Origin of the sequence: Flavobacterium columnare (genome assembly GCF_014844295.1) — a bacterium.
Classification (GTDB): domain Bacteria; phylum Bacteroidota; class Bacteroidia; order Flavobacteriales; family Flavobacteriaceae; genus Flavobacterium; species Flavobacterium columnare.
Genome location: NZ_CP054494.1, coordinates 164,608 through 187,127, shown reverse-complemented (window position 1 = coordinate 187,127; position 22,520 = coordinate 164,608). Strand labels below are relative to the sequence as shown.

Genomic DNA, 22,520 nt, shown 5'->3' with positions numbered 1-22,520 from the left:
CAAATAATAACATAGGAACGGCTATTATTAATAGGATTCAATCTTTCGTTACAGATCATTAGTTAGCAAACTAGTTAAAGGTAATATAAATTAATAGTTTTTATCTTTTTTGGAGCCATAGAATAGAAACGGCTAAATTTTTCTTTTTTAAGTTTTATGCTATTTGAATATTACCAATCTTCTCAGATTTGATTCTGACTTTAGAATAGACTCTGTCAAAGTTACTAAAAATACTTAACGGTTTTTAATGTCTGATTATTTTAGGGATTAAATTTATCTTAAAAAAAAGATCTTGTTTTCCGTGACAATCCGGTAAACGTTACGGGATAAAATTAGTTTTGAGTGCTTATTTTTGGATAATTTTGTACGGATCTTCTATAAATATTCGTTGCTATTATATAAAAAACAAAAAGTAAAGGAGGGGAATTATGATATTATAAATTAGAATGTATTCAGATAAGAAAGCGTATGCCGAGGATGGTTTTAGGCTTAAAAACAATGAATTAAGAACATTAATTCGTTTGTTTTGACTAAGATTGACCTTTTGAATAGATTAAAAAAAGTCAAAATGTTTATTTTAAAACAGAATTTTAATAGAATTGAAAGTAATAATGTTGTTTTGGGTGTGTTTTTTTGATAAAAATAAAATTTTGATAACAAAGAATAAAAAAAACTTTATTTATAAATAAATAGACGTACATTTGCCTTTTAATTTAAAGGTTACTGCTTTTTGATTTTCTGTTCAAGTACTTTTTTAACTTCCTCAGTAATTACTTTCCAGCTGCCATTTTTTTAAAATCTATTTTTTAATTAGAAGTTATGTACCCGTAGTACTAAGATACTATGATTTATATCTATATGATTAATTAATGGTTAATGATACAAGTAAATCGAGATATATATGGCAGATTCTTATTCTAAAAAAGAAAATAATAAGAAAAAAGTAAAAAAACAACAAGATAAAGCGCTTAGAAGGAACGAGCGTAAAGTCAATAATAATAAAGGGAAAACCCTAGAGGAAATGTTCGTATATGTTGATAAAAATGGAAAGTTAACTTCCGTTCCGCCTCATTTACAAACTGTTGAAACAGATAAGAATAGTGAAAATATAAATAAGAATACGGGAGAGATAAGAAAAGATTTTTCTACAGGTCTTATTACTTTTATAAAAGAAACAGGTTTTGGCTTTATAACCGAGGATGAAACCAGAGATAATTTATTATTTCATTTTGAAGCTTCTAATACTAAATTTAAAAGAAATGTAAGAGTAAGCTTTAAGAAAGAAGTCACCCCTAAAGGTTTTAGGGCTACACATCTCATAATTATTAATTAAATATAAATAGAAATGCAAGAAGGTACAGTAAAGTTTTTTAACGAAACAAAAGGTTTTGGATTTATTACTTCTAATGATGGACAAGAAATTTTTGTTCATACTACAGGTTTAACACAACGTGTAAGAGAGAATGATGTAGTCGTTTTTGAGGTTGAGCGTACAGCTAAAGGATTAGCTGCTGTTAATGTGAAAAGAAAATAATAAGATTGTTTTAAAAGCCTGATTCTCATCAGGCTTTTATTTTGGTGTCTACTTTAAAGATTCAAAACTTCTTTTCACAAACGAAGTTAATTCTTCACCTTTTAATAAACCTTGTGATAATTTAGCTATATCTAAAGCCTGTTTTACTAAGTCTTTTTGTGCGTTTTCATCGCTATTTAGAATAGATGTAGCTAACTCAGAGTTTGTATTTACTACTAAGTTATACATTTCTGGGAAATTGCCCATCCCAAACATACCACCACCGCCAGTTTGACTCATTTCTTTCATACGACGCATAAACTCTGGTTGTGTAATCATAAATGGGGCAGAAGTGCTTTCTAAAGCTTCCATTTGAACGGTATAGTTTTCTTTAGGAACTACTATTTCAATCGCATTTTTTAACTTTTCCTTTTCTTCTTCAGACAATTTAGAAATTGTAGCATCCTCTTTTTGAATTAATTTATCAATATGATCAGCATCGACACGAGTAAACATTACATTTTCATTATCTGCTTCTAGTTTTTGAATCAAATGCGAAACAATAGGTGAATCTAATAATAATACTTGGTAGCCTTTTTCCTTGGCAATATCAATATAGCTATGTTGAGTATCTTTATTAGAGGTATAAAGAATAACTAATTTGCCATTTTTGTCAGTTTGGGTGTCTTTTAAAGCTTCTTTTAATTCTGTTAAAGTGTAATATTTATTATCAGTAGTAGGATACAATACAAAATCACCTGCTTTTTCATAGAATTTAGCCTCTGATAGCATACCATATTCTAAAACCACTTTAATATCATTCCATTTTTTTTCGAAATCTTCACGATTTTCGTTGAATAACGATTTTAATTTATCGGAAACTTTACGCGTAATATAGTTGGATATTTTCTTTACATTGCCATCTGCTTGCAAGTACGAACGAGAAACATTTAATGGAATGTCTGGCGAGTCTACCACACCTTTTAGCATCATCAAAAATTCAGGCACGATACCTTCTACGTTATCTGTTACAAATACCTGATTTTGGTATAATTGAATTTTATCTTTCTGAATCTGCAAATCGCCAGTCAATTTAGGGAAGTATAAAATACCAGTTAAATTGAAGGGATAATCTACATTTAAATGAATATTGAATAAAGGGTCTTCAAAATTCATTGGGTATAATTCGCGGTAGAAGTTTTTATAATCTTCCTCGGTTAATTCAGATGGTTGTTTTGTCCATGCAGGATTTGTGTTATTAATAAAATTATCTACTTCTGTATATTCTGTCTTGTAATCTTCAGGAGCATCTTCAGGTTTTGGTAGAGCCTCTTGTTTAGTGCCAAATTTAATAGGAATAGGCATAAACTTGTTGTACTTTGTTAATAATTCGCGAATCTTGAATTCTTCTAAAAATTCTACAGAATCATCAGCAATATGAAGGATAATTTCAGTTCCTCTTTCTGTTTTATCATGAGGTACAAGAGTGAATTCAGGACTTCCATCACAAGTCCAATGTGCTGCCGATTCGTCTTTAAAAGATTTGGTAATGATTTCTACCTTATTAGCTACCATAAAAGCAGAATAAAAACCTAAACCAAAATGACCAATTACACCTGAATCCTTAGCTGAATCTTTATATTTCTCTAAAAATTCTTCAGCACCTGAAAAAGCAATCTGATTAATGTATTTTTCTACTTCTTCAGCAGTCATCCCTAAGCCTTGATCGATGATGTGAAGTTTTTTGCCTTCTTTGTCTACTTTTACCTCAATTATAGGATTTCCGTATACTGTTTTAGCTTCACCAATACTGGTTAAATGTTTTAATTTTAAAGTAGCATCTGTAGCATTAGAAACCAATTCGCGTAAAAAGATTTCATGGTCACTATATAAAAACTTTTTGATTAAGGGAAAGATGTTTTCTACTGAAACATTAATTTTTCCTGTTGTCATACGTTATTTAAATTTAAGTTTGATGGTTTATATCTTTTCAAATAAGATACCAATTCTTGAAATATGACAAATTGACGGTTTTCGTAGTAGATTTTCTACTAAAAAATTGCTAAATTGGTATTAAATTTGCCTCGTTGGCAAACGTAAAAAATCAAAATAAAATGAAAAAACTAGTTTTAATGGCCACTGTGTTAGGAATTATGGTTTCCTGCAAGCCTAAACAATCATTAGTTACTACAAGTGTAAATAGAAAAACACAAGTATCACTAAAAGGGGATTGGGTAGTTAGTGGAGTAGAATACGCAGGGTCTGAATATTTTAAGGTAACCTCTTTTGAAATTGCAGATGCAAAATGTTTTGAAGGAAGTGAATGGCATTTGGTGTCTAATAATGATTCGGGTAATGTGGCTTTAAATAAAGCGGGTTGTTCCTCGTATGCTTCTGATATTAAATGGTATGTAACTGACGAAAACCAAATGGTTTTGAAGTTTATCAAAGAAGGTGAAAAACCAAGAAAAGTGACTTCTGGATATATTTTGATTGTATCAAATGTAACACAAAACTCATTTGATTTAACAAGCAAAGTACAAGTTGGAAATAATGGAGGTAAGGTAGTTTACCATTTTAGAAGAAAATAAAAAAACATAGAAAGATGAAGAAAATAGCAATATATACCCTGTCAGGAGCCTTTTTGATTAGCGGAATGACAAGTTGTGAAGCAATTAAAAACACAAATAATACACAAAGAGGAGCTGCATTAGGAACTGTAGCAGGTGCTGTTTTAGGAGGCGTGTTAGGAAATAACATAGGAAAAGGAGGGAATGGTGCTTTGGGAGCTGTTCTTGGAGGTGTTATCGGAGGTGTAGCTGGTGGAGTTATTGGTAACAAGATGGATAGACAAGCACGCAAAATTAGCGAATCATTACCAGGAGCACAAGTAGAAAGGGTAGGAGAAGGAATTAAATTAACTTTGGGGGAAAACTCCGTTAATTTTGATTTTAATAAAGCCACTTTAACTGCTAAAGCTAAAGCGAATTTAGATAAATTAGTGCCTGTTTTTAAAGAATATCCAGATACCGATATTAAAATTTATGGTTATACTGACAGTAAAGGATCCGATGAGTATAATTTGAAATTATCTGATGATCGTACAAGAGTAGTAAAAAGCTATTTAGTTTCTAAAGGCTTAAATACAAATCGTTTTATTACAACAGGTATGGGAGAAGCGGATCCATTAGTAAGTAATGATACGGATGCTGGTAGAGCTCAAAATCGTCGTGTTGAATTTGCTATTACAGCCAACCAAAAGATGATTCAAGATGCTAAAAACGAAGCAGGACAATAACAAACTATAAATAGGGGCAGTCTATAAAAGAACTGCCCTCATTTTTATTGAATTGTAAATTCGGATTTTTTAGTAGAAACAATTTTTCTATTTTCTAAATCATATAAATCCAAAATTAATTTGTGTGTTCCTGTTCTGCTTAATCCTTCTAAAACTTTTGGTACCCATTTTTCGTTTAAAAAAGGTGTTTGATCTAAGGTAATTCTAACAGTGTATTTTTTAGAATCAACGTTTATCTTAGAAGCTTCTGTTAAAATATAATCAATTAAAATCCTTTTAGCGTCAGTTGTAGAATAAGATCCTCTAGGTCTGCTGGCAAAAATGTCTGATTGATTAGTACTATTTATTCTAGCAATTTCTTCTCCATTCTTAATTGTGCTTTTTACTGCAATGATTGCTTCAGGATTTTTATATATTTCATGATAAGAACGTCCCGCAGCAATTACAATACTGTGTTCACCATCCGTTAAATTGTATTTAAAAGGATTACTAGCTACTCCTACATAAGGAGCATCATCTACAATTAAGTGTAAGTGTTGCCCCATTGGTGAAAAAGGCAGATTAACGATTGCTTGATCAGGTGTAGAAACTCCCAATTGATAATTATTTAACGAAAAATTAAATTCACCTCCTCTGTAAGTCCATGGTTTAATACTAGGTGTGTTTGTAGGTTGGTGGGTCATAACGTCAGTTAATGTCAATAACTCAAAAGGAAGAGAGGTTTTAGGTTCTAAATTCTTTTGAAATGAGTTAGACAACCTTTTGATAACAGCATCTTTCACATCTAGATTAGAAGGGAATATCGTAACAGATTTGACTTTTACCATGTGTTTGTTTGGAGCTAATTCTGTTTTTAAGATGATTTTTTCTAATTTTTGGTTCGACCATAAATGAGCTAAGTTTGATTTTTTTACATTAATGATAACCTCCCCATTTGTAGTGGTATAATCTCCTTCTACAGCAAAGTTGTTAGCATAAGATTGGTCAGTAGCTATCCATCGTTGAGCTGTGAATTTTCCATCTTGTGAAAAGGAAATCCTTACAGTGTCTTGTTTGTCCCATGTTCCTATAAAATCATTTTGAACGGAGGGAGTTATCTCTGAAGGAGAAAGATTGTTTTTTTCACAAGATAGAAGGCTCAAAATACTAAAGCCACTGAATAAAGCAAATTGGAATAATTTTGATTTCATTGTTAATTAAAATTGGTTAAACATTGTTGAAACAAAACTACTTTTTGCTAAGGAATGATAGAATAGACAAAAAAACAGAGATATGGATAAAAAACTAAACTTTTATTTGAAAATCTTCAATATGATTTAGCTTTAAGTTTATCCGAAAATCTTTTGGAGAAACAAGGGTATGTTGTTTGAAAATACGACTAAAGTATAAAGGATCTTCAAAACCTAATTCATAAGCAATTTCTTTTACACTCAAGTTAGAATTAAAAAGTTTACTTTTAGCCAATGCAATGAGTTTCTCATGTAGGACTTTTTGAGTGGTTTTGCCCGTTTTGGATTTAATAAGAAGAGTTAGTTCTCTAGTTGTTAGATTAAGTTTTTGAGCATAGAAATTAGGTTGATGTTCTGAAGTGATGTATTGATCTATTAATATTTTAAAACGATTCAAATCAGGATCTAATAGGATTTCTTTTTGAGCGGTTATACTTCTTAAACATAGAAGTAATAAAATACTTATGTAGTTTAATATTAAAAAGTAAGTTCCAATTGAAATGTGTTGTATTTCTTCTTCAATTAAACTTAATTGATGTGCTATCTTGTGAAAATCTTGAGCGGGAAGTTGCATAATACGAGTTTGTAATATGTTTTGAAAAACAACTCCTTGACAGCCATATTCCTTTGCGTGTATGTCTAAACAAAAATAATTGGGATGAAATAAAAGTAATTTACCAGAAAGACCAGAAGTAAATTTCAATTGTTGATAAGGATAAAAAAACAAAATACAATTTAAAGTTATTTCATGTTTTGCATTTTCAAACAATATAGGAGAAGATATTTCGTTATTAAAAATGAAAATGCCATAAAAGTTTTTATTTATTATATAATCCCAAAAATCAGTATTGTTAAAATTTATAATAGAAACGAGTATTTCATTCTGATTATTTTTAAAATCAATTCTTTCCATTCTTTTTTTTTGAAATTTATTGTTATGATTTTAAAAAAAATGGTTTTATATATCAATTTTTCTTTTCAAATCATAATTGAATCTTATTATTTATGCTTAAAAAATATTTGCGTCTTAGATATTCTTGTTATTTTTGTGACCCTAATTTGAGAAAATGCTTCAAGTAAAAAATATTTCGTTCGGATATACAGATACGGCTATTATAAAGGCTATAGATTTTGAGGTTCAAAGAGGACAGAACATTGCATTAATTGGTGAAAGTGGTTGTGGAAAGAGTACTTTATTGAAATTGATTTATGGATTATATGATGTAAATGAAGGAAGTCTTTTTTGGAATGAAACCCCTATTACAGGACCTAAGCAAAATTTAGTTCCAGGGATGCCATTTATGAAATATATGGCACAAGACTTTGGACTAATGCCTTATGAAACCGTATCTGAAAGTGTAGGGAAGTTTTTGTCAAATCAACTGTTAGCAATTAAACGATTGCGCATCCAAGAACTATTAGACATAGTAGAAATGGGCGATTTTTCAAGACGTAAAGTGAGTGAACTAAGTGGAGGACAACAGCAGCGTGTAGCTTTAGCCAGAGTCTTGGCTTTAGAGCCCGAAGTGTTACTTTTAGACGAACCTTTTAGTCATATTGATAATTTTAGAAAAAACGCATTAAGACGTAATTTATTTGCGTATTTAAAAACCAAAGAAATTACTGTAATTATTGCTACTCATGATAGTACAGACGCATTGGCTTTTGCTGACGAAACCATAGTCCTGAGAGGAGGAGAATTAGTCGTTAAAGCGCCATCTAAAGAAATTTATACGAATCCGAAAAATAAATACGTTGCCTCTCTATTTGGAGAAGTTAATGAATTAGTTATTAATAAAAATGGATTGTCAGAAACCATACTATTATATCCACATCAGTTAAGGGTTTCAGAGGAAGGACAGTTAAAAGCCACAGTCAAGCAATGCTACTATAAAGGAGGGTATTATTTGATTAAAGCAGCCTTTAATGGACGACCAATTTTTTTTGAACATCGTGATCTTTTAGAGCTACAGTTAGACGTAAGTTTAGAAGTTCTTATATAAGCCCTATTATAAGTGCCATGCCATAAAAAAAAAGTAAAAAAGCTACAACTTGTTGGACAACAGTAAGTGTAGTCTTTTTTACTATTTTATTACCCCAAAAAACCCCAATAAAAGCAGATAATGTAGCAATTACAACCAATCTAAAATCTAGGTTTAAATCATTGTTAATAATTCTAGGGATATAAATACTTATCCTTGAAATATCTATCAAACAAGCTATTACCACTCCCGTAGCAATAAATGATTCTTTTGTTAGGCCAGCTCGGATTAAAAAAGCACTTCGTAAAGCTCCTTGATGACCAGAGACTCCGCCAAAAAAGCCACTTACAATCCCGCCAAGGCTTAAATATTTGTTATTAAACTCCAACCTCTTTAGTTTAGGTATAATGTCAAATAAAGCAAAGAAAATAAGAAGAAAACCAATGAGGATTTTCAATAGAGTTATTTGAAAAGTTTTGTTTTCTAATTTATATTCAAACAAGCTATTTTGATTCGTTAATAATGTAAGAAAATAAGCACCAATGAAGGCAAATATTATTGCGGGTATCCCAAATTTTAGAATTACGTCTTTATCGGCGTTTTTACCCAATAAAAAAAGTTTAAAAACATTATTTAAAAAATGTACAAGAGCCGTTAATGTAATTGCTATTTCAATAGGAAAAAATAATCCAAAAACAGGAAGTAAAAGAGTTCCTAATCCAAAACCTGAAAAGAGCGTTAAGCCAGCTCCTATGAATGCAACGATACAAATTATGATATAATCCATAGTTTAAATAGTAAAAAAATAAAAAGAGGAAATCAATTCAATACAAAGATCAAATAAAATTAGTATACACAAGCAAGTTATATTTTAAAAATCAAAGCTTCCTATTTTGAGATGTGTTATTTTTAATGCGTTTTTTTAAATTGTTGATTTATAAAAAAAGAGTTGTAAATTTTGTTAATACTGTAAGTTAGGTTAACTTTGTTGGCTGGTTTTTAACTAAAATTTTAAGTATGTATCATTCTAGAATTTCAGGATTGGGTTATTATGTTCCAGAAAATGTCGTAACCAATGACGATTTATCTAAAATTATGGATACCAATGACGAATGGATCCAAGAAAGAACGGGAATCAAAAGAAGACACCATGTAAATAGTCCTGAAGAAACGACTACTTCAATGGGAGTAAAAGCAGCTGAAATAGCTATAGAAAGAGCAGGAATTAGCAAAGACGATATAGATTTCCTAATTTTCGCAACGCTAAGTCCAGATTATTATTTCCCAGGGCCAGGGGTACTAGTACAACGTGATTTGGGACTAAAAACGATTGGAGCATTAGATGTTCGTAATCAGTGCTCTGGATTTGTGTATGCTATTTCTATTGCAGATCAATATATAAAAACAGGGATGTATAAAAATATATTGGTTATTGGTTCAGAAGTTCATTCTAGAGGATTAGATATGACCACTCGTGGACGAGGAGTATCTGTTATTTTTGGAGATGGAGCAGGAGCAGCGGTTTTAACACGCGAAGAAGATTTGTCTAAAGGTATTTTATCTACTCACTTACATTCTGAAGGACAATATGCAGAAGAATTAGCTCTTATTGCGCCAGGTATGGGAAAACGTTGGGTAACAGATATAATTGATGATAATGATCCAAATGATCAAAGTTATTTCCCTTATATGAATGGACAATTTGTATTTAAAAATGCAGTAGTTCGTTTTAGTGAAGTAATTATGGAAGGATTAAAAGCTAATAACTTACAAGTGTCTGATATAGACATGCTTATTCCTCATCAGGCTAATTTACGTATTTCTCAGTTTATTCAGCAAAAATTCCAATTGACAGACGATCAAGTATATAATAATATTATGGAGTATGGAAATACTACAGCAGCTTCCATTCCTATTGCGCTAACAGAAGCTTGGGAACAAGGTAAGATAAAAGAAGGGGATACTGTTGTTTTAGCCGCTTTTGGTTCAGGTTTTACTTGGGGAAGTGTTATTATAAAGTGGTAATCTATAAAAAAAAGAACACTTTAGCGTTTAGTTACTTCGATATTAGGAGAAATCATATTATTAGTACTATTATGATTTCTCCCTTTGATCGAAATGACAAGGTTGAGGTCTTTTAGGACATCTCTCTTTATAGAGAGAAAATCTTTTGTACCCAGTTCGTTAACTTATACTGTTTCATAATTGACTCATCAATTTTTGTATCAGAATTAAGGAAATCTTCAATATTATCAAGTTCATTAAGGTCGTTTAAATGAAAAATAGAATTAATTTTAATCAAATCATATTTTTGTATAGAAGGATTGTTTGTAATTATTTTTTTATTAAGACCCAATGCTTCAAAAATCCTAAAACTCAAACCGCTTTGGTTTTTTCGTATAATGTCTATTATAACAGAACTTTGTTTGTATAAGTTTAATGTTTCAGATTGACTAAAACGTTTTCTTTTAAAAATAATATTAGGATAACGACCTAAACATCTCTTTTTAAAATTATAAATCCAAGATTTTTTACCAATACTGTAAAAGCTAAAAGAAAGTTTTTTTCTTTTTAATATTTCACCTATTTGATTCAATAAGTCAATTCTTTCGTCAATAGAACCAATGTAAATGAAATTCTGGGTTATATTCTCTGCGGATTTATTTTCTACAGTATAAATATAATTGGATGTTTTGACAAAGCAATGTTCTTTGCAATTTTTAATATCAAAAGAATATATTTTATCAAAAATATTAGACGGTAAATGGTCAATCGGATTTCGTTCTATGCTATCATATAGATATGCTAGATATTTATTGGTAAACTTTTTTATTTCTAAATGATACTCAAGCTCTATGAGTTCTGGATTTATAACTAAAATTTGATCTTGTTTCCCTAATTGTTTTAATGTTGATAATATATACTCTTGGCGTTTTTTGATTTTAGGGTTTTTGCCTAAAAAAACTTTAGAACAAGTATTGGCTAATCGTTCAAGGAAATTTTTGTATTTTAAATTTCCAATTCTTATATGATGACTTTCATGGCCTAGTTTTTGAAGTTCTGTAACAATATGACAATCATAATTCCAGTGATCAAAACTAATAACACAAATTTTTTGACTCATTTTATTCTAATAAAAAGCGTAAAGATATTAATTTTAAGTTATTTTTGTCCTCATTAAAATTTGTTTCATGGATAGAAAGATTCAAGACCTATTGCTACAACTAAAAGAAAAAGGAACCGATTTTACGATAGGAACAAGAAATCAGATAAAAATTATTCCATACGAAGGGAAAGTCTTGAATGTGAAAATCTTTAAAATTCCTTCGTTGTTTAACGGCGTTGTATATAAATTTTTTCGAAAATCAAAAGCAAGGCGTTCTTATGAATATGCTCATCTTTTAACAAAAAAAGGAATAGGAACTCCTTTACCAGTAGGTTATTATGAAAACTTTTCTTTGTTTACTCTGAAAGACAGTTATTATGTATGTGAACATATTCAATACGATTTTCTTTTTAGAGATCTACTAGATTTGCCAATAGATGAGCCAAATCATGTAACAATTTTAAAAGAATTTGCAAAATTTACTTTTTTACTCCATAGCGAGGGAATAGAGTTCTTAGATCACTCACCTGGTAATACATTAATCAAGAAAAATAACACAGGAGGATATAATTTTTATCTTGTAGATTTGAATAGGATGAAATTTCATACCAATATGACTTTTGATCGAAGAATGAAAAATATGGAGAGAATTACTCCAAGACAAGATCAAATAGAAGTCATAAGTGAAGAATACGCTACTCTTTATGGTAAAACAAAACAAGAAGTTTTTGAGAAATTAGTATATCATACATCTGCCTTTCAAAAGAAGGTAATTGCAAAGAAAAAGTTCAAAAAAAAATGGTTGAAAAGATAAAAAATATTTTTACAGTTAGTTTTTTTCAAAATCCAAAAAATATAGCAATAATTTGGATAATTATTTCGGCTGTTTCAGCTATAAAACAATTTGCAAGAGGAAGCTATAATAATTATTTAATCTTTAAAAATGTTTTTTGGCATACATTAGAAAAACAATCTTTGTATGCAGAGTATCCTAGTTTGTATTTTGATCATAACCATTATGGTCCCATATTTGGTTTGTTTATAGCTCCATTTGCCATTTTACCTGATGCCATTGGGATTGTGTTATGGAATTGTTTTAACGCTTTTTTGCTGGTATGGAGTGTTTTTAAACTCCCCTTGAATACCCAAAAAATAAATTTGATTTTATGGATTTGTTTAAATGAATTTATAACATCTAATTTAGGATTACAATTCAATCCAATTATGACTGCTTTGATAATTCTTACCTATGTTTTTATCATTGAAGAAAAAGAACTTTGGGCTGCCTTTTGTATCATTTTAGGTGTTTTTATTAAATTGTACGGAATTGTTGGATTAGCTTTTTTCTTTTTCATCAAGAACAAACCTAAATTTATTGGCGGACTTGTTTTGTGGAGTACCCTTTTATTTGTATTGCCCATGTTTATTTCATCACCTAGTTTTGTTTGTCATTCATACATTGAGTGGTTTGAAAGATTAGTAGTAAAAAATAGCGAAAATGCGTCATTTACTTCCAGACAAGATATTTCTGTAATGGGAATGTTTAGACGTATTTCAGGACATGCAGAATGGTCTAATTTACCTTTTTTAGGAGTAGGGGTCATACTTTTTGGAATGCCTTATCTAAGATGGTCTGCGTTCAAGGATAGAAAATTTCAATTACTCTTATTGGCTTCAGTCTTAATATTTACAGTAATATTTAGTTCAGGATCAGAATCACCCACCTATATAATTGCATTTTTTGGAGTAGCCATTTGGTTTGTATTAAAAGGAAAAGCTATTACTAAAGTAGATTGGTTTTTATTTGTTTTAGCCATGTTATTAACGAGTTTTTCTCCGACTGACTTATTTCCAAAATTTATAAGAGAAAAGTATATAAACCCCTATGCTTTAAAGGCGCTACCTTGTGTATTAGTCTGGCTTAAAATAGTATATGAAATGTTAGTACTGCCTACTTCAAATAATAATCATGTAAGGTTAGAAAATGACAAATAATAAAAAAATAGCTGTAGTAATTCCTACTTATAATGAATCAGGAAATCTAAAAGTTATGGTTGATTCTTTACATCAAGTTTTTTCAACTCTTAATTATGAATACAAATTAGTTTTTGTAGATGATGGAAGTAAAGATTCAACATTATCCACATTAAAGAAATTTTCAGAAAAAGACGATAAATTATTTTACGTTGAATTATCTAAAAATTTCGGACATCAAAATGCGCTAAAAGCAGGAGTAGATACCGTAGTAGATACCGTAGATGCTATTATAACAATGGATGGAGATATGCAACATCCTCCTGGATTATTACCTCAATTATTAGCTAAATGGGAAGAAGGCTTTGATGTAGTATATACTATTAGAGAAGAAGATGAAAATCTTTCCTTTTTTAAGAAAAAAACTTCTCGAGGATTCTATAGCTTGATGAACTATCTCTCAGAAGTTAAATTTGAACCTGGGACTGCGGATTTTAGACTCATGGATCAACGTGTAGCAAAAGTCTTTTCTGGTTTTTCTGAAAATGAATTATTTATTAGAGGATTGATAAATTGGCTAGGTTTTAGACAATATGGAATTTCATTTCAACCTGCAAAACGATTTGCGGGACAAAGTAAGTATACAGTAAGAAAAATGTTCCGTTTTGCATTACAAGGCATTACATCGTTTAGTACACGTCCGTTGTATTTAGCGGTTCTATTGGGCTTGTTTATCACATTATTTTCTTTTATAGGGTACCTTTTTTACATACTATTTAGTATTTATCATGGACACGTAATTTCAGGATGGGCTTCTCTTATAAGTACAGTTGTGTTTTTTGGAGGCTTAAATCTGATTGTTTTAGGAATTATAGGAATTTATGTAGGTAAATTATTTATGCAGTCTAAAGGAAGACCTAATTATTTAATTCGAGACACTAATTATAAAAAATAAGTATGATTTTATTAAGTTTTGATATAGAAGAGTTTGATATGCCTTTTGAATATGGCAAAGAAATTGCATTTGAAGAACAAATGTCTATTTCTATTGATGGGACTAATAAGATTTTAGACTTATTAGATAAACATCAGATTAAAGCTACTTTTTTTTCTACAGCCACTTTTGCTATGAATGCAAAAACAGTCATAGATCGTATCATTCAGTCAGGACACGAAATAGCCTCACATAACTATTATCATACCGATTTTGAAATAAAACATCTTAAAGAGTCAAAAGATAAACTAGAAGAATTAACAGGTAAAGAAGTAATAGGTTTTAGAATGCCTCGTATGTATCCAGTAGATGAAAAAGAAATTCAAAAAGCAGGTTACACATATAATTCATCTATAAATCCAACGTTTTTGCCAGGACGTTATAATAATCTAGACAAACCAAGGAACTATTTTTATCAGGACCAAGTTTTACAAATTCCAGCCTCAGTAAGTCCTTGGGTGCGTTTTCCATTGTTTTGGTTATCTTTCCATAATTTACCAATGTGGGTTTATAAACTATTGGCTAATTGGACATATAATAAAGATGGTTATTTAAATATATACTTGCATCCTTGGGAATTTATAGATTTAAATCAGCCAGAAAAGTTTAATTTCCCAAAATATGTTGTCAAAAACAGTGGTGATCCATTAATAAAACGATTGGATGATTTTATTCTTTATTTTAAGAAAAAAAATAAAATATTTGGAACATTTAAAGAATTTATAGCAACAATTAAATAAAATGAAAATATCTGTCTTTATTATAACTTTTAACGAGGAAAAGATAATAGCTAAATGTTTAGAAAAGTTATACTGGGCTAATGAAATACTAGTTGTAGATTCAGGAAGTTCCGATGAAACCGTTGCTATTTGTGAACAATATGGAGCTAAAATAATTTATAATAAATTTGAAAATTTTGGACAACAAAAACAATTTGCGCTTCAACAAACAACTAATAAATGGGTGTTGTCCTTAGATGCTGATGAGGTTCTTTCAGATGAGTTAATAAATGAAATTCAAAAATTAGATTTAGAACAAAGTACTAAAAGCGGATTTTTAATACCAAGAACACATGTTTTTTTAAATAAAGTCTTTCAATACGGAAATGAAAATAAAAAACCAATTTTACGACTATTTGATAAAACAGTAGGAAGTTTTACACCAGATAAAGTACATGAAACCATAAAAGTAGAAGGTAAAACAGGAGTCTTATCAAATGAAATGTTACATTACACGGTCTTTGATATTTCTATTGCCATACAAAAACAAATCAAATACTCTTTGTTAAGTGGTGAGCTCTTTTTTGAAAAAGAAAAAAAGGCCTCATTATTGAAGCCTTTCATTAAATTCCCCTTTGAGTTTATTCGAGTTTATTTTATACAACGTAACATATTAAATGGTTACGAAGGGTTTGTGTGGAGTATGTTTTCAGCCTTTGGAAGTTTTTTAAAATATGCAAAATTATATGATTTATATCAAAACAAAGAGAGATAACAATCCATTAAATTATTTGCAATTACCTCGTCAGAAAATTGCTGAGCATATTCAAAACCTTTTTTAGAAATAATTTCAGCTTCTTCTGGATTATTGAGTACCCATTCAATTTTTTCTTTTATTTCTTCTGGATTATTCGGGTTGATGTATAAACTATTTGGACCACCAGCTTCAGGAAAAACACCCGAATGAGTGGTAATAACAGGGGTTTTTGAAAAAAGAGCTTCTATAATGGGGATGCCAAATCCTTCAAAAATAGAAGGGTACACGAAAACACTTGCTAACTGGTAAATAATAGCTAATTCTTCGTTGCTTACATTTCTTAAAAAGCTTACTTTGTATTGAATTTGATGTTCATTTATATATTGATGAATTTGTTTTGTGTAAGGCGTTTCTTTGCCTATAAGGACTAAATGAGTGTCAATATCTCTTATAGCTTTTACTATATTGAGTGCGTTTTTTCGTGTTTCTAAAGTTCCTACATTTAATACAAACTGTTTCGGTAGATTAAATTTTTTCAAAACTTTTTCTTGTAATTCAGCAGCATAAATTGTCTTAAATACATCTTGACAGCCCTGATAAACAACTTTAATTTTAGACTCAGGAATTTTTAAAAAATGAACAATATCCTCTTTGGTCTGTTTGCTTATAGCAATAACAAGATCAGCTTCTTGAGCAGCTTTTTTGAATTTATAAAAATGAATTTTTCGATCAAAAAAAGAATACAACTCAGGATATCGTATAAAAATTAAGTCATGTATCGTTACAATGCTTTTGATCCCATTTTTTTGAAGACCGCTAGGGAGTTCTCCTGAAAGACCATGAAATAATTTTATTTCATCTTTTTTAAGATCAGATAAAATTCCAAATTGCCTCCATATATTGTAAAACTTCTTATAAAAGCTAGAAAAAGGAAGTTTTTCTTCTACATTACTTTTATTGAAAGGAAATAAAACAGTACTTGTTTTTTTAGGATTGTACAAAAAATACTGGTTTTCTGAAAAAAAAGTAGCAAGGATTCGAACGCAATCCCTGCTATAATTTCCTAAACCTGTTTTATTATGAAATACGCGTTTAGCTTCGTATCCTATTTTCATCTATTGAATGTTTTATGCTATTAATTAAGATTATACCGCTACGTTGTATTCTCTTAAAGCATCGTTTAAAGATGTTTTTAAATCAGTAGATGCTTTACGCTTTCCAATGATTAATGCACAAGGAACTTGGTATTCTCCTGCCTCAAACTTTTTAGCATAGCTACCAGGTATAACCACGCTTCTAGCAGGAACAACGCCTTTGTATTCTACAGGTTCTGGACCCGTTACATCTATGATTTTAGTAGAGGCAGTAAGACAAACATTAGCTCCTAAAACAGCTTCTTTTTCTACTCTAACTCCTTCCACAACAATACAACGAGAGCCAATAAAAGCACCATCTTCAATAATCACAGGAGCAGCTTGCAACGGTTCTAATACGCCTCCAATACCTACGCCACCGCTAAGGTGAACATCCTTTCCTATTTGAGCACAACTTCCTACTGTAGCCCATGTATCTACCATTGTACCCGCATCTACATAAGCACCTATGTTTACATAAGAAGGCATCATAATTACACCTGATGAAATATACGCTCCGTGTCTTGCTACAGCATTAGGAACTACTCGAATCCCTTTTTCAGCATAATTTCTTTTTAAAGGCATTTTATCATGGTACTCGAAAATACCCACTTCAAAAGTTTCCATTTTTTGAATGGGGAAAAACATAACAACCGCTTTTTTTACCCATTCGTTTACTTGCCATCCATCAGAAATAGGTTCTGCTACTCTTAATGTTCCTGCGTCAAGTAAATTAATTACTTCCCTAATGGCTTCTTGTGTAGCGTCATCTTGTAGTAAAGATCGGTCTTCCCAAGCTTTTTCTATTATATTCTGTAAATTTTGCATGTGATTTATATTTTTAGCAAATATAAATGATTTGAACCAAAGCAAAAATCAAAGTTTTAGCTATTTTTGTTGAAATTTTTAATTCATGTCAAGGATTTTAGCGATAGATTACGGGTTAAAACGCACAGGTATTGCTGTAACGGATGATTTTCAAATAATTGCTTCAGGACTTACTACAGTAGCATCTACAGAAGTCTTAGATTTTTTGAAAACGTATTTTGAAAGAGAAAAAGTTGTAAAAGTTTTGATTGGCGATCCTAAACAAATGAATGGACAGCCTTCGGAAAGCGCTCCTTTGGTGGAAGCTTTTGTGCAAAAGTTTAGCGATCAATTTCCAGAAGTAAAAATAGTAAGAGTAGATGAACGATTTACATCTAAAATGGCTTTTCAAACCATGATTGATAGTGGTCTTAAGAAGAAACAACGCCAAAATAAAGCATTAATAGATGAAATTTCAGCAACTATTATGCTGAAAGATTATTTAACTAGAAAAATGATTTAACATTCTTTACAATTTTTGTAGAATTAATTCGTTACCTAAAAAAATTGTAAAAAAATAATACTTTTACGATGTATCTTTGCATCACAATTTACTAGAATGGCAGCAACAACTCAAAATCAAGAAACAGATGTAGTGTTAATTGGCGCTGGAATTATGAGCGCTACTTTAGGTTTGTTATTAAAGGAATTACAACCTGATATTAAGATTGAAATTTTTGAACGCTTAGACGTGGCAGCCGCCGAAAGTTCTGATGCTTGGAATAATGCCGGAACAGGACATGCCGCATTTTGTGAACTTAATTATACTCCAGAATTAGAAAACGGAACGGTGGATGTAAAAAAAGCAGTTAAAATTTCAGAAGCTTTTGAAGTATCACGTCAGCTATGGGCATACTTAGTTGAAAAAGAATTACTTGCCAATCCAGAGTCTTTTATCAAGTCTGTTCCACATTTGAGTTTTGTATGGGGTAAAGAAAATGTTTCCTATTTACGTAAACGTTTTGAAGCTTTACAACAATATGAATTGTTTAAGGAAATGGAATATACAGAAGATCCAGAAATAATCAAACAATGGGCTCCATTAATAATGGAAGGACGTAAATCCAATACTGATATTGCATGCACAACAATGAAATATGGGACTGATGTTAACTTTGGTGCTTTAACAAGAAATCTTTTCAAATATTTAGAAACGTTAGATGGAGTGAACATACATTTTAATCACGAAGTTAAAAAGTTGCGTAAAAAAGAAGAAGGAAAGTGGCGTTTGAAAATAACGGATCTCACTACTGGTGAAAAGAAAAGAATTTACACACCATTTGTATTCATTGGAGCAGGTGGAGGATCATTATTACTGTTAGAAAAAGCCAATATTCCTGAAGGAGAAGGTTATGGGGGATTTCCTGTAAGCGGACAATGGTTAAAATGTACTAACGAAGAAGTAATCAAAAAACACGATGTAAAGGTATACGGCAAAGCCTCAGTGGGTGCACCGCCTATGTCTGTACCTCATATAGATACACGGGTCATAAACGGGAAAAAAGAATTATTGTTTGGACCTTATGCAGGTTTTTCAACCAAATTCCTAAAAAATGGATCTTATTTTGATTTGATCTCATCCATAGAAATGGATAATATTAAGCCCATGTTACAAGCAGGTATTAAAAATATACCTTTAACTAAGTATTTAATAGAACAAGTATTTCAATCTACTAATGATAGAATGAAAGCCCTGAAAGAATATGTTCCTTCAGCAAAAAAAGAAGACTGGGTATTAGAAACAGCAGGACAGCGAGTTCAGGTTATAAAAAAAGATAAAAACGGAAACGGAGTTTTAGAATTCGGAACAGAAGTTGTAGCTGCCGCCGATGGATCATTATCTGTATTACTAGGAGCTTCTCCTGGAGCATCAACAGCTACCTCAATCATGATTGAATTACTCGAAAAATGTTTTCCTCAAAAAATGAAAAGTAATGCTTGGCAAACCAAACTAAAAGAAATGATACCTTCTTATGGTCAAGAGCTAAATAAAAATACGCAAATGGTCAAAGAAATTCGTCAAAAAACAAATGAAGTTTTAAAATTAAATGTTTAAAACTATTCGTACTTTTGCGTCCTTGATTTATTTTGAAAAAATAGAAGAATGATATATCCAATTGTAGGTTACGGAGATCCTGTATTACGAAAAGTAGGTGAAAATATTTCAGAGGATTATCCTAATTTGAAAGAAGTAATTGCTAATATGTACGAAACTATGTACAAGGCACACGGTGTTGGACTGGCAGCTCCGCAAGTAGGTCTAGCTATTCGGTTGTTTATTGTAGATACAGAACCCTTTAGTGATACAGAAGACTTATCTAAAGAAGAAGCAACACAATTAAAAGGGTTTAAGAAAACTTTTATTAATGCCAAAATACTGAAAGAAGAAGGAGAAGAATGGGCTTTTAATGAAGGTTGTTTGAGTATTCCAGATGTCCGTGAAGACGTATATCGACATGAACGGATAACTATCGAATATTTTGATGAAAATTTTGTAAAGAAAACAGAAGTATACGACGGATTGGTGGCACGTGTAATTCAACACGAGTACGATCATATAGAAGGCGTTTTGTTTACCGATAAAATTTCAACCCTTAAAAAAACCTTAATTAAAAAGAAATTACAAAACATTATGGAAGGAAAGGCTCGACCTGATTACCGTATGCGTTTTGCAAAAATGAAATAAAAGTAATATAATTGCCCTCCCAATTGAGGAGCAATAAAAATAATTTAACAAAATGAATTTAGAAAGAATATTAGCCATTTCAGGAAAGCCAGGTTTATATGCTTTAAAAATGCAAACAAGAACTGGTTTTGTAGCAGAATCATTAGTTGATGGTAAAAAAGTAACAGTGGGTATGCAAAGTAATGTAAGTTTATTATCTGAAATATCAGTATATACTTACTCAGAAGAAAAACCATTAGTAGAAGTAATGAGTGCTATTGCCAAAAAAGAAAATGGTGGTGAAGCCCCTCGTTTAAAAGAGGATAAAGCCGCTTTATTAGCATATTTTGGAGAAGTGTTGCCAGATTATGATCAAGATAGAGTATATCCTTCTGATGTAAAAAAAATCTTGAACTGGTATAATATATTACAAGCTAAAGGATTAGTGGTTTTAGCTGAAGAAGTAGAAGTAGAAGAAACTAAAAAAGAAGAAGTAGCTGAAGAAAAACCTAAAAAAACGAGAGCAACTAAAGCTAAAAAAGAAGAAACTACTGGTGAAAAAGAAGAAAAACCAAAGAAACCAAGAGCAACAAAAAAAACAAAATCTGAAGAATAATCAGTTGTAATTTTAACAAAAATATAAGTCCTGTATTTGAACAACAAATGCAGGATTTTTTGTTATTTAGTAAATCTATTATTTTCTATAAAAAAACGACATGAATACACGTTCAGAACAACTACAAGCTTTTAATCGTTTATTGGATATTATGGACGAACTTCGAGAAAAATGCCCATGGGATAAAAAGCAAACATTAGAAAGTTTGCGTCATCTGACCATAGAAGAAACCTATGAGTTAGGAGAAGCTATACTAGATAATGATTTAAATGAAATTAAAAATGAACTAGGAGATTTATTACTTCATATCGTTTTTTATTCAAAAATAGGAAGTGAAACCCAACATTTTGATATAGCGGATGTAGCCAACGCTATTTGTGATAAACTCATTCATCGCCATCCTCATATTTATGCAGATGTAGAAGTAGCAGATGAACAAGAAGTGAAACAAAATTGGGAAAAACTCAAACTTAAAGAAGGTAAAAAATCAGTTCTACAAGGAGTACCTAAATCATTGCCCGCCATGGTTAAAGCCAGTAGGATACAAGATAAAGTCAAAGGAGTAGGTTTTGATTGGGAAGAACCATACCAAGTATGGGATAAAGTACAAGAAGAATTACAAGAATTACAAGAAGAAGTAAAAAAAGGAAATCAAGATAAAATAGAAGCAGAGTTTGGAGATGTTATTTTTTCAATGATTAATTACGCTCGTTTTTTAAATATTAATCCAGAAGACGCTTTGGAAAGAACGAATAAAAAATTTATCAAAAGGTTTACCTATTTAGAACAAAAAGCAAAAGTACTGGGTAAAAACCTCTCGGATATGACACTTGCCGAGATGGATGTTTTTTGGGAAGAAGCCAAACGTATGCCCTAAAAAACTATTTTAAAAAAGAATAAGTCTTTAAAAAGGAATGATTTTTGATATATCCGTATGATGCGATACCAAATTTTTATAATTGTAGTTTTTGTATGTTTCAAGCTGAAAGCGCAAAATGATGGCAAACGATTGCCTTCGTTAAAAATACCACGAATAGATATTCCCGAACCTAATAAAAATAAAGGCAAAGAAGAAACGGCGCCTCAATATTCATTAAATAAACCTTTTGAACCTAAATTATTCAAAGTACCTCCTAAAAAATATGATCCTCCCAAAACAGATAAAGAAATGCAGATGACGGGAGGAGGTAGTGATCTAGACCTAGGAAAGCTATATGCAGAAAAAATGAATGATAAGCTAAAGCCTCAGATTAAAGAAGGTGTTTTGGATCCAAAAGCTTTTAGAAAACATCAATATTTTGGAGATTTTACTATAGATTCAGAAACCATAACCTTAAACTATCGAGATTTCGGAGAGGTAGATGGAGATCAGGTTCACGTTTGGGTAAATGGCAAAAATGTGACTGACTATTTATATTTAGAAGGATTTAGAAAAAAAATAATAATTTACCTTACAGAAGGGATTAATCATATAGAAATTGAAGCTCTAAACGAAGGAACTTTTACTCCTAATACAGGGGAATTTTTGTTTACAGATAGTCAATCTAAAATTTTGATGGGCGATAAATGGGGATTGGCTACAGGGTTTAAAGCAAAATTTAATATCACAAGAATTGTTAAAAATAGTAAGACAATAGAAAAAAAATAAAAAATTGTCTTACTATTTT

The 22,520-nt window shown here is 30.7% G+C and carries 24 protein-coding genes; 17 read left to right on the top strand and 7 right to left on the bottom strand.

Annotated elements, in window-relative coordinates; translation table 11 throughout:
- Window positions 1-901 precede the first annotated feature (901 nt).
- Entirely contained in the window at window positions 902-1,333 is a 432-nt protein-coding gene (locus tag HUE53_RS00815; RefSeq protein WP_014165349.1) for a cold-shock protein, read from the top strand.
- Window positions 1,334-1,345: 12 nt separating this feature from the next.
- Window positions 1,346-1,534, top strand: a complete 189-nt coding sequence (locus HUE53_RS00810) for a cold-shock protein (protein ID WP_014165348.1) — start codon at window positions 1,346-1,348, stop codon at window positions 1,532-1,534.
- 48 nt (window positions 1,535-1,582) lie between these two features.
- Here HUE53_RS00810 and htpG read toward each other — a convergent pair whose 3' ends face one another.
- Entirely contained in the window at window positions 1,583-3,466 is a 1,884-nt protein-coding gene (gene htpG, locus HUE53_RS00805) for a molecular chaperone HtpG (protein WP_192188603.1), read from the bottom strand.
- 161 nt (window positions 3,467-3,627) lie between these two features.
- Here htpG and HUE53_RS00800 point away from each other — a divergent pair, with 161 nt between their 5' ends.
- Together HUE53_RS00800 and HUE53_RS00795 are read left to right on the top strand one after the other, a co-directional pair.
- On the top strand, window positions 3,628-4,104 hold the full coding sequence (locus HUE53_RS00800) for a hypothetical protein (RefSeq protein ID WP_065213938.1): 477 nt from the start codon (window positions 3,628-3,630) through the stop codon (window positions 4,102-4,104).
- 14 nt (window positions 4,105-4,118) lie between these two features.
- Complete coding sequence (locus tag HUE53_RS00795; protein WP_041253206.1) at window positions 4,119-4,811, top strand: OmpA family protein; 693 nt, start codon at window positions 4,119-4,121, stop codon at window positions 4,809-4,811.
- Window positions 4,812-4,855: 44 nt separating this feature from the next.
- Here the strand turns inward: HUE53_RS00795 and HUE53_RS00790 are convergent, their stop codons facing one another.
- Entirely contained in the window at window positions 4,856-6,001 is a 1,146-nt protein-coding gene (locus HUE53_RS00790; RefSeq protein ID WP_014165344.1) for a hypothetical protein, read from the bottom strand.
- 94 nt (window positions 6,002-6,095) lie between these two features.
- Window positions 6,096-6,953, bottom strand: a complete 858-nt coding sequence (locus HUE53_RS00785) for a helix-turn-helix domain-containing protein (protein WP_065213255.1) — start codon at window positions 6,951-6,953, stop codon at window positions 6,096-6,098.
- Window positions 6,954-7,107: 154 nt separating this feature from the next.
- Between HUE53_RS00785 and HUE53_RS00780 the strand changes: the two genes are divergently transcribed.
- Window positions 7,108-8,043 (top strand): ABC transporter ATP-binding protein, encoded by a 936-nt coding sequence (locus HUE53_RS00780; protein ID WP_014165342.1) that lies wholly within the window; start codon window positions 7,108-7,110, stop codon window positions 8,041-8,043.
- Here the strand turns inward: HUE53_RS00780 and HUE53_RS00775 are convergent.
- Complete coding sequence (locus tag HUE53_RS00775) at window positions 8,036-8,809, bottom strand: sulfite exporter TauE/SafE family protein (RefSeq protein ID WP_014165341.1); 774 nt, start codon at window positions 8,807-8,809, stop codon at window positions 8,036-8,038. The two genes, HUE53_RS00780 and HUE53_RS00775, sit on opposite strands and share 8 nt — an antisense overlap.
- A gap of 230 nt (window positions 8,810-9,039) precedes the next feature.
- On the opposite strand from HUE53_RS00775, the gene HUE53_RS00770 reads away from it, so the two are divergent.
- The gene (locus HUE53_RS00770; RefSeq protein WP_014165340.1) at window positions 9,040-10,047 is read left to right on the top strand and encodes a 3-oxoacyl-ACP synthase III family protein; all 1,008 of its coding nucleotides are present in this window, start codon (window positions 9,040-9,042) and stop codon (window positions 10,045-10,047) included.
- Window positions 10,048-10,174: 127 nt separating this feature from the next.
- On the opposite strand, the gene HUE53_RS00765 is transcribed toward HUE53_RS00770, so the two are convergent.
- On the bottom strand, window positions 10,175-11,146 hold the full coding sequence (locus HUE53_RS00765) for a hypothetical protein (RefSeq protein WP_107317170.1): 972 nt from the start codon (window positions 11,144-11,146) through the stop codon (window positions 10,175-10,177).
- 67 nt (window positions 11,147-11,213) lie between these two features.
- Here HUE53_RS00765 and HUE53_RS00760 point away from each other — a divergent pair, with 67 nt between their 5' ends.
- Genes HUE53_RS00760 through HUE53_RS00740 form a run of 5 tightly spaced genes read left to right on the top strand, consistent with a single transcriptional unit; the run spans window position 11,214 to window position 15,590 of the window.
- Window positions 11,214-11,942, top strand: a complete 729-nt coding sequence (locus HUE53_RS00760) for a Kdo domain containing protein (protein WP_065213257.1) — start codon at window positions 11,214-11,216, stop codon at window positions 11,940-11,942.
- On the top strand, window positions 11,927-13,123 hold the full coding sequence (locus tag HUE53_RS00755; RefSeq protein ID WP_107317169.1) for a glycosyltransferase family 87 protein: 1,197 nt from the start codon (window positions 11,927-11,929) through the stop codon (window positions 13,121-13,123). The genes HUE53_RS00760 and HUE53_RS00755 overlap by 16 nt, the downstream gene beginning before the upstream one ends.
- Window positions 13,113-14,057: a glycosyltransferase family 2 protein gene (locus HUE53_RS00750; protein WP_107317168.1), complete on the top strand. Its 945-nt coding sequence runs from the start codon at window positions 13,113-13,115 to the stop codon at window positions 14,055-14,057. The genes HUE53_RS00755 and HUE53_RS00750 overlap by 11 nt, the downstream gene beginning before the upstream one ends.
- A 2-nt stretch (window positions 14,058-14,059) precedes the next feature.
- Window positions 14,060-14,836: a polysaccharide deacetylase family protein gene (locus HUE53_RS00745; protein ID WP_014165336.1), complete on the top strand. Its 777-nt coding sequence runs from the start codon at window positions 14,060-14,062 to the stop codon at window positions 14,834-14,836.
- Between the two features lies 1 nt (window position 14,837).
- Entirely contained in the window at window positions 14,838-15,590 is a 753-nt protein-coding gene (locus HUE53_RS00740) for a glycosyltransferase family 2 protein (protein WP_077225724.1), read from the top strand.
- Here HUE53_RS00740 and HUE53_RS00735 read toward each other — a convergent pair.
- Both HUE53_RS00735 and HUE53_RS00730 read right to left on the bottom strand, forming a co-directional pair.
- Complete coding sequence (locus HUE53_RS00735) at window positions 15,572-16,687, bottom strand: glycosyltransferase family 4 protein (protein WP_065213260.1); 1,116 nt, start codon at window positions 16,685-16,687, stop codon at window positions 15,572-15,574. The two genes, HUE53_RS00740 and HUE53_RS00735, sit on opposite strands and share 19 nt — an antisense overlap.
- A gap of 30 nt (window positions 16,688-16,717) precedes the next feature.
- Window positions 16,718-17,533 (bottom strand): 2,3,4,5-tetrahydropyridine-2,6-dicarboxylate N-succinyltransferase, encoded by an 816-nt coding sequence (locus HUE53_RS00730; RefSeq protein WP_077225725.1) that lies wholly within the window; start codon window positions 17,531-17,533, stop codon window positions 16,718-16,720.
- Window positions 17,534-17,618: 85 nt separating this feature from the next.
- Here HUE53_RS00730 and ruvX point away from each other — a divergent pair, with 85 nt between their 5' ends.
- From ruvX to HUE53_RS00700, 6 genes are all read left to right on the top strand, one after another.
- Window positions 17,619-18,035 (top strand): Holliday junction resolvase RuvX, encoded by a 417-nt coding sequence (gene ruvX / locus HUE53_RS00725; RefSeq protein ID WP_014165332.1) that lies wholly within the window; start codon window positions 17,619-17,621, stop codon window positions 18,033-18,035.
- A 57-nt stretch (window positions 18,036-18,092) separates the two neighbouring features.
- Window positions 18,093-19,628 carry a malate:quinone oxidoreductase gene (locus tag HUE53_RS00720; RefSeq protein ID WP_225556195.1) on the top strand — a complete coding sequence of 512 codons (1,536 nt, stop codon included), beginning with the start codon at window positions 18,093-18,095 and terminating at the stop codon, window positions 19,626-19,628.
- 48 nt (window positions 19,629-19,676) lie between these two features.
- On the top strand, window positions 19,677-20,258 hold the full coding sequence (def, locus tag HUE53_RS00715) for a peptide deformylase (RefSeq protein WP_014165330.1): 582 nt from the start codon (window positions 19,677-19,679) through the stop codon (window positions 20,256-20,258).
- Between the two features lie 52 nt (window positions 20,259-20,310).
- Entirely contained in the window at window positions 20,311-20,853 is a 543-nt protein-coding gene (locus tag HUE53_RS00710) for a DUF5606 family protein (RefSeq protein ID WP_192188602.1), read from the top strand.
- A 100-nt stretch (window positions 20,854-20,953) separates the two neighbouring features.
- Window positions 20,954-21,730, top strand: coding sequence for a nucleoside triphosphate pyrophosphohydrolase (gene mazG, locus HUE53_RS00705; protein ID WP_014165328.1), 777 nt, complete (start codon window positions 20,954-20,956; stop codon window positions 21,728-21,730).
- A gap of 57 nt (window positions 21,731-21,787) precedes the next feature.
- A complete protein-coding gene (locus tag HUE53_RS00700) occupies window positions 21,788-22,501 on the top strand; it encodes a hypothetical protein (protein ID WP_192188601.1) in 714 nt (237 codons plus the stop codon).
- The last annotated feature ends 19 nt before the right edge of the window (window positions 22,502-22,520 follow it).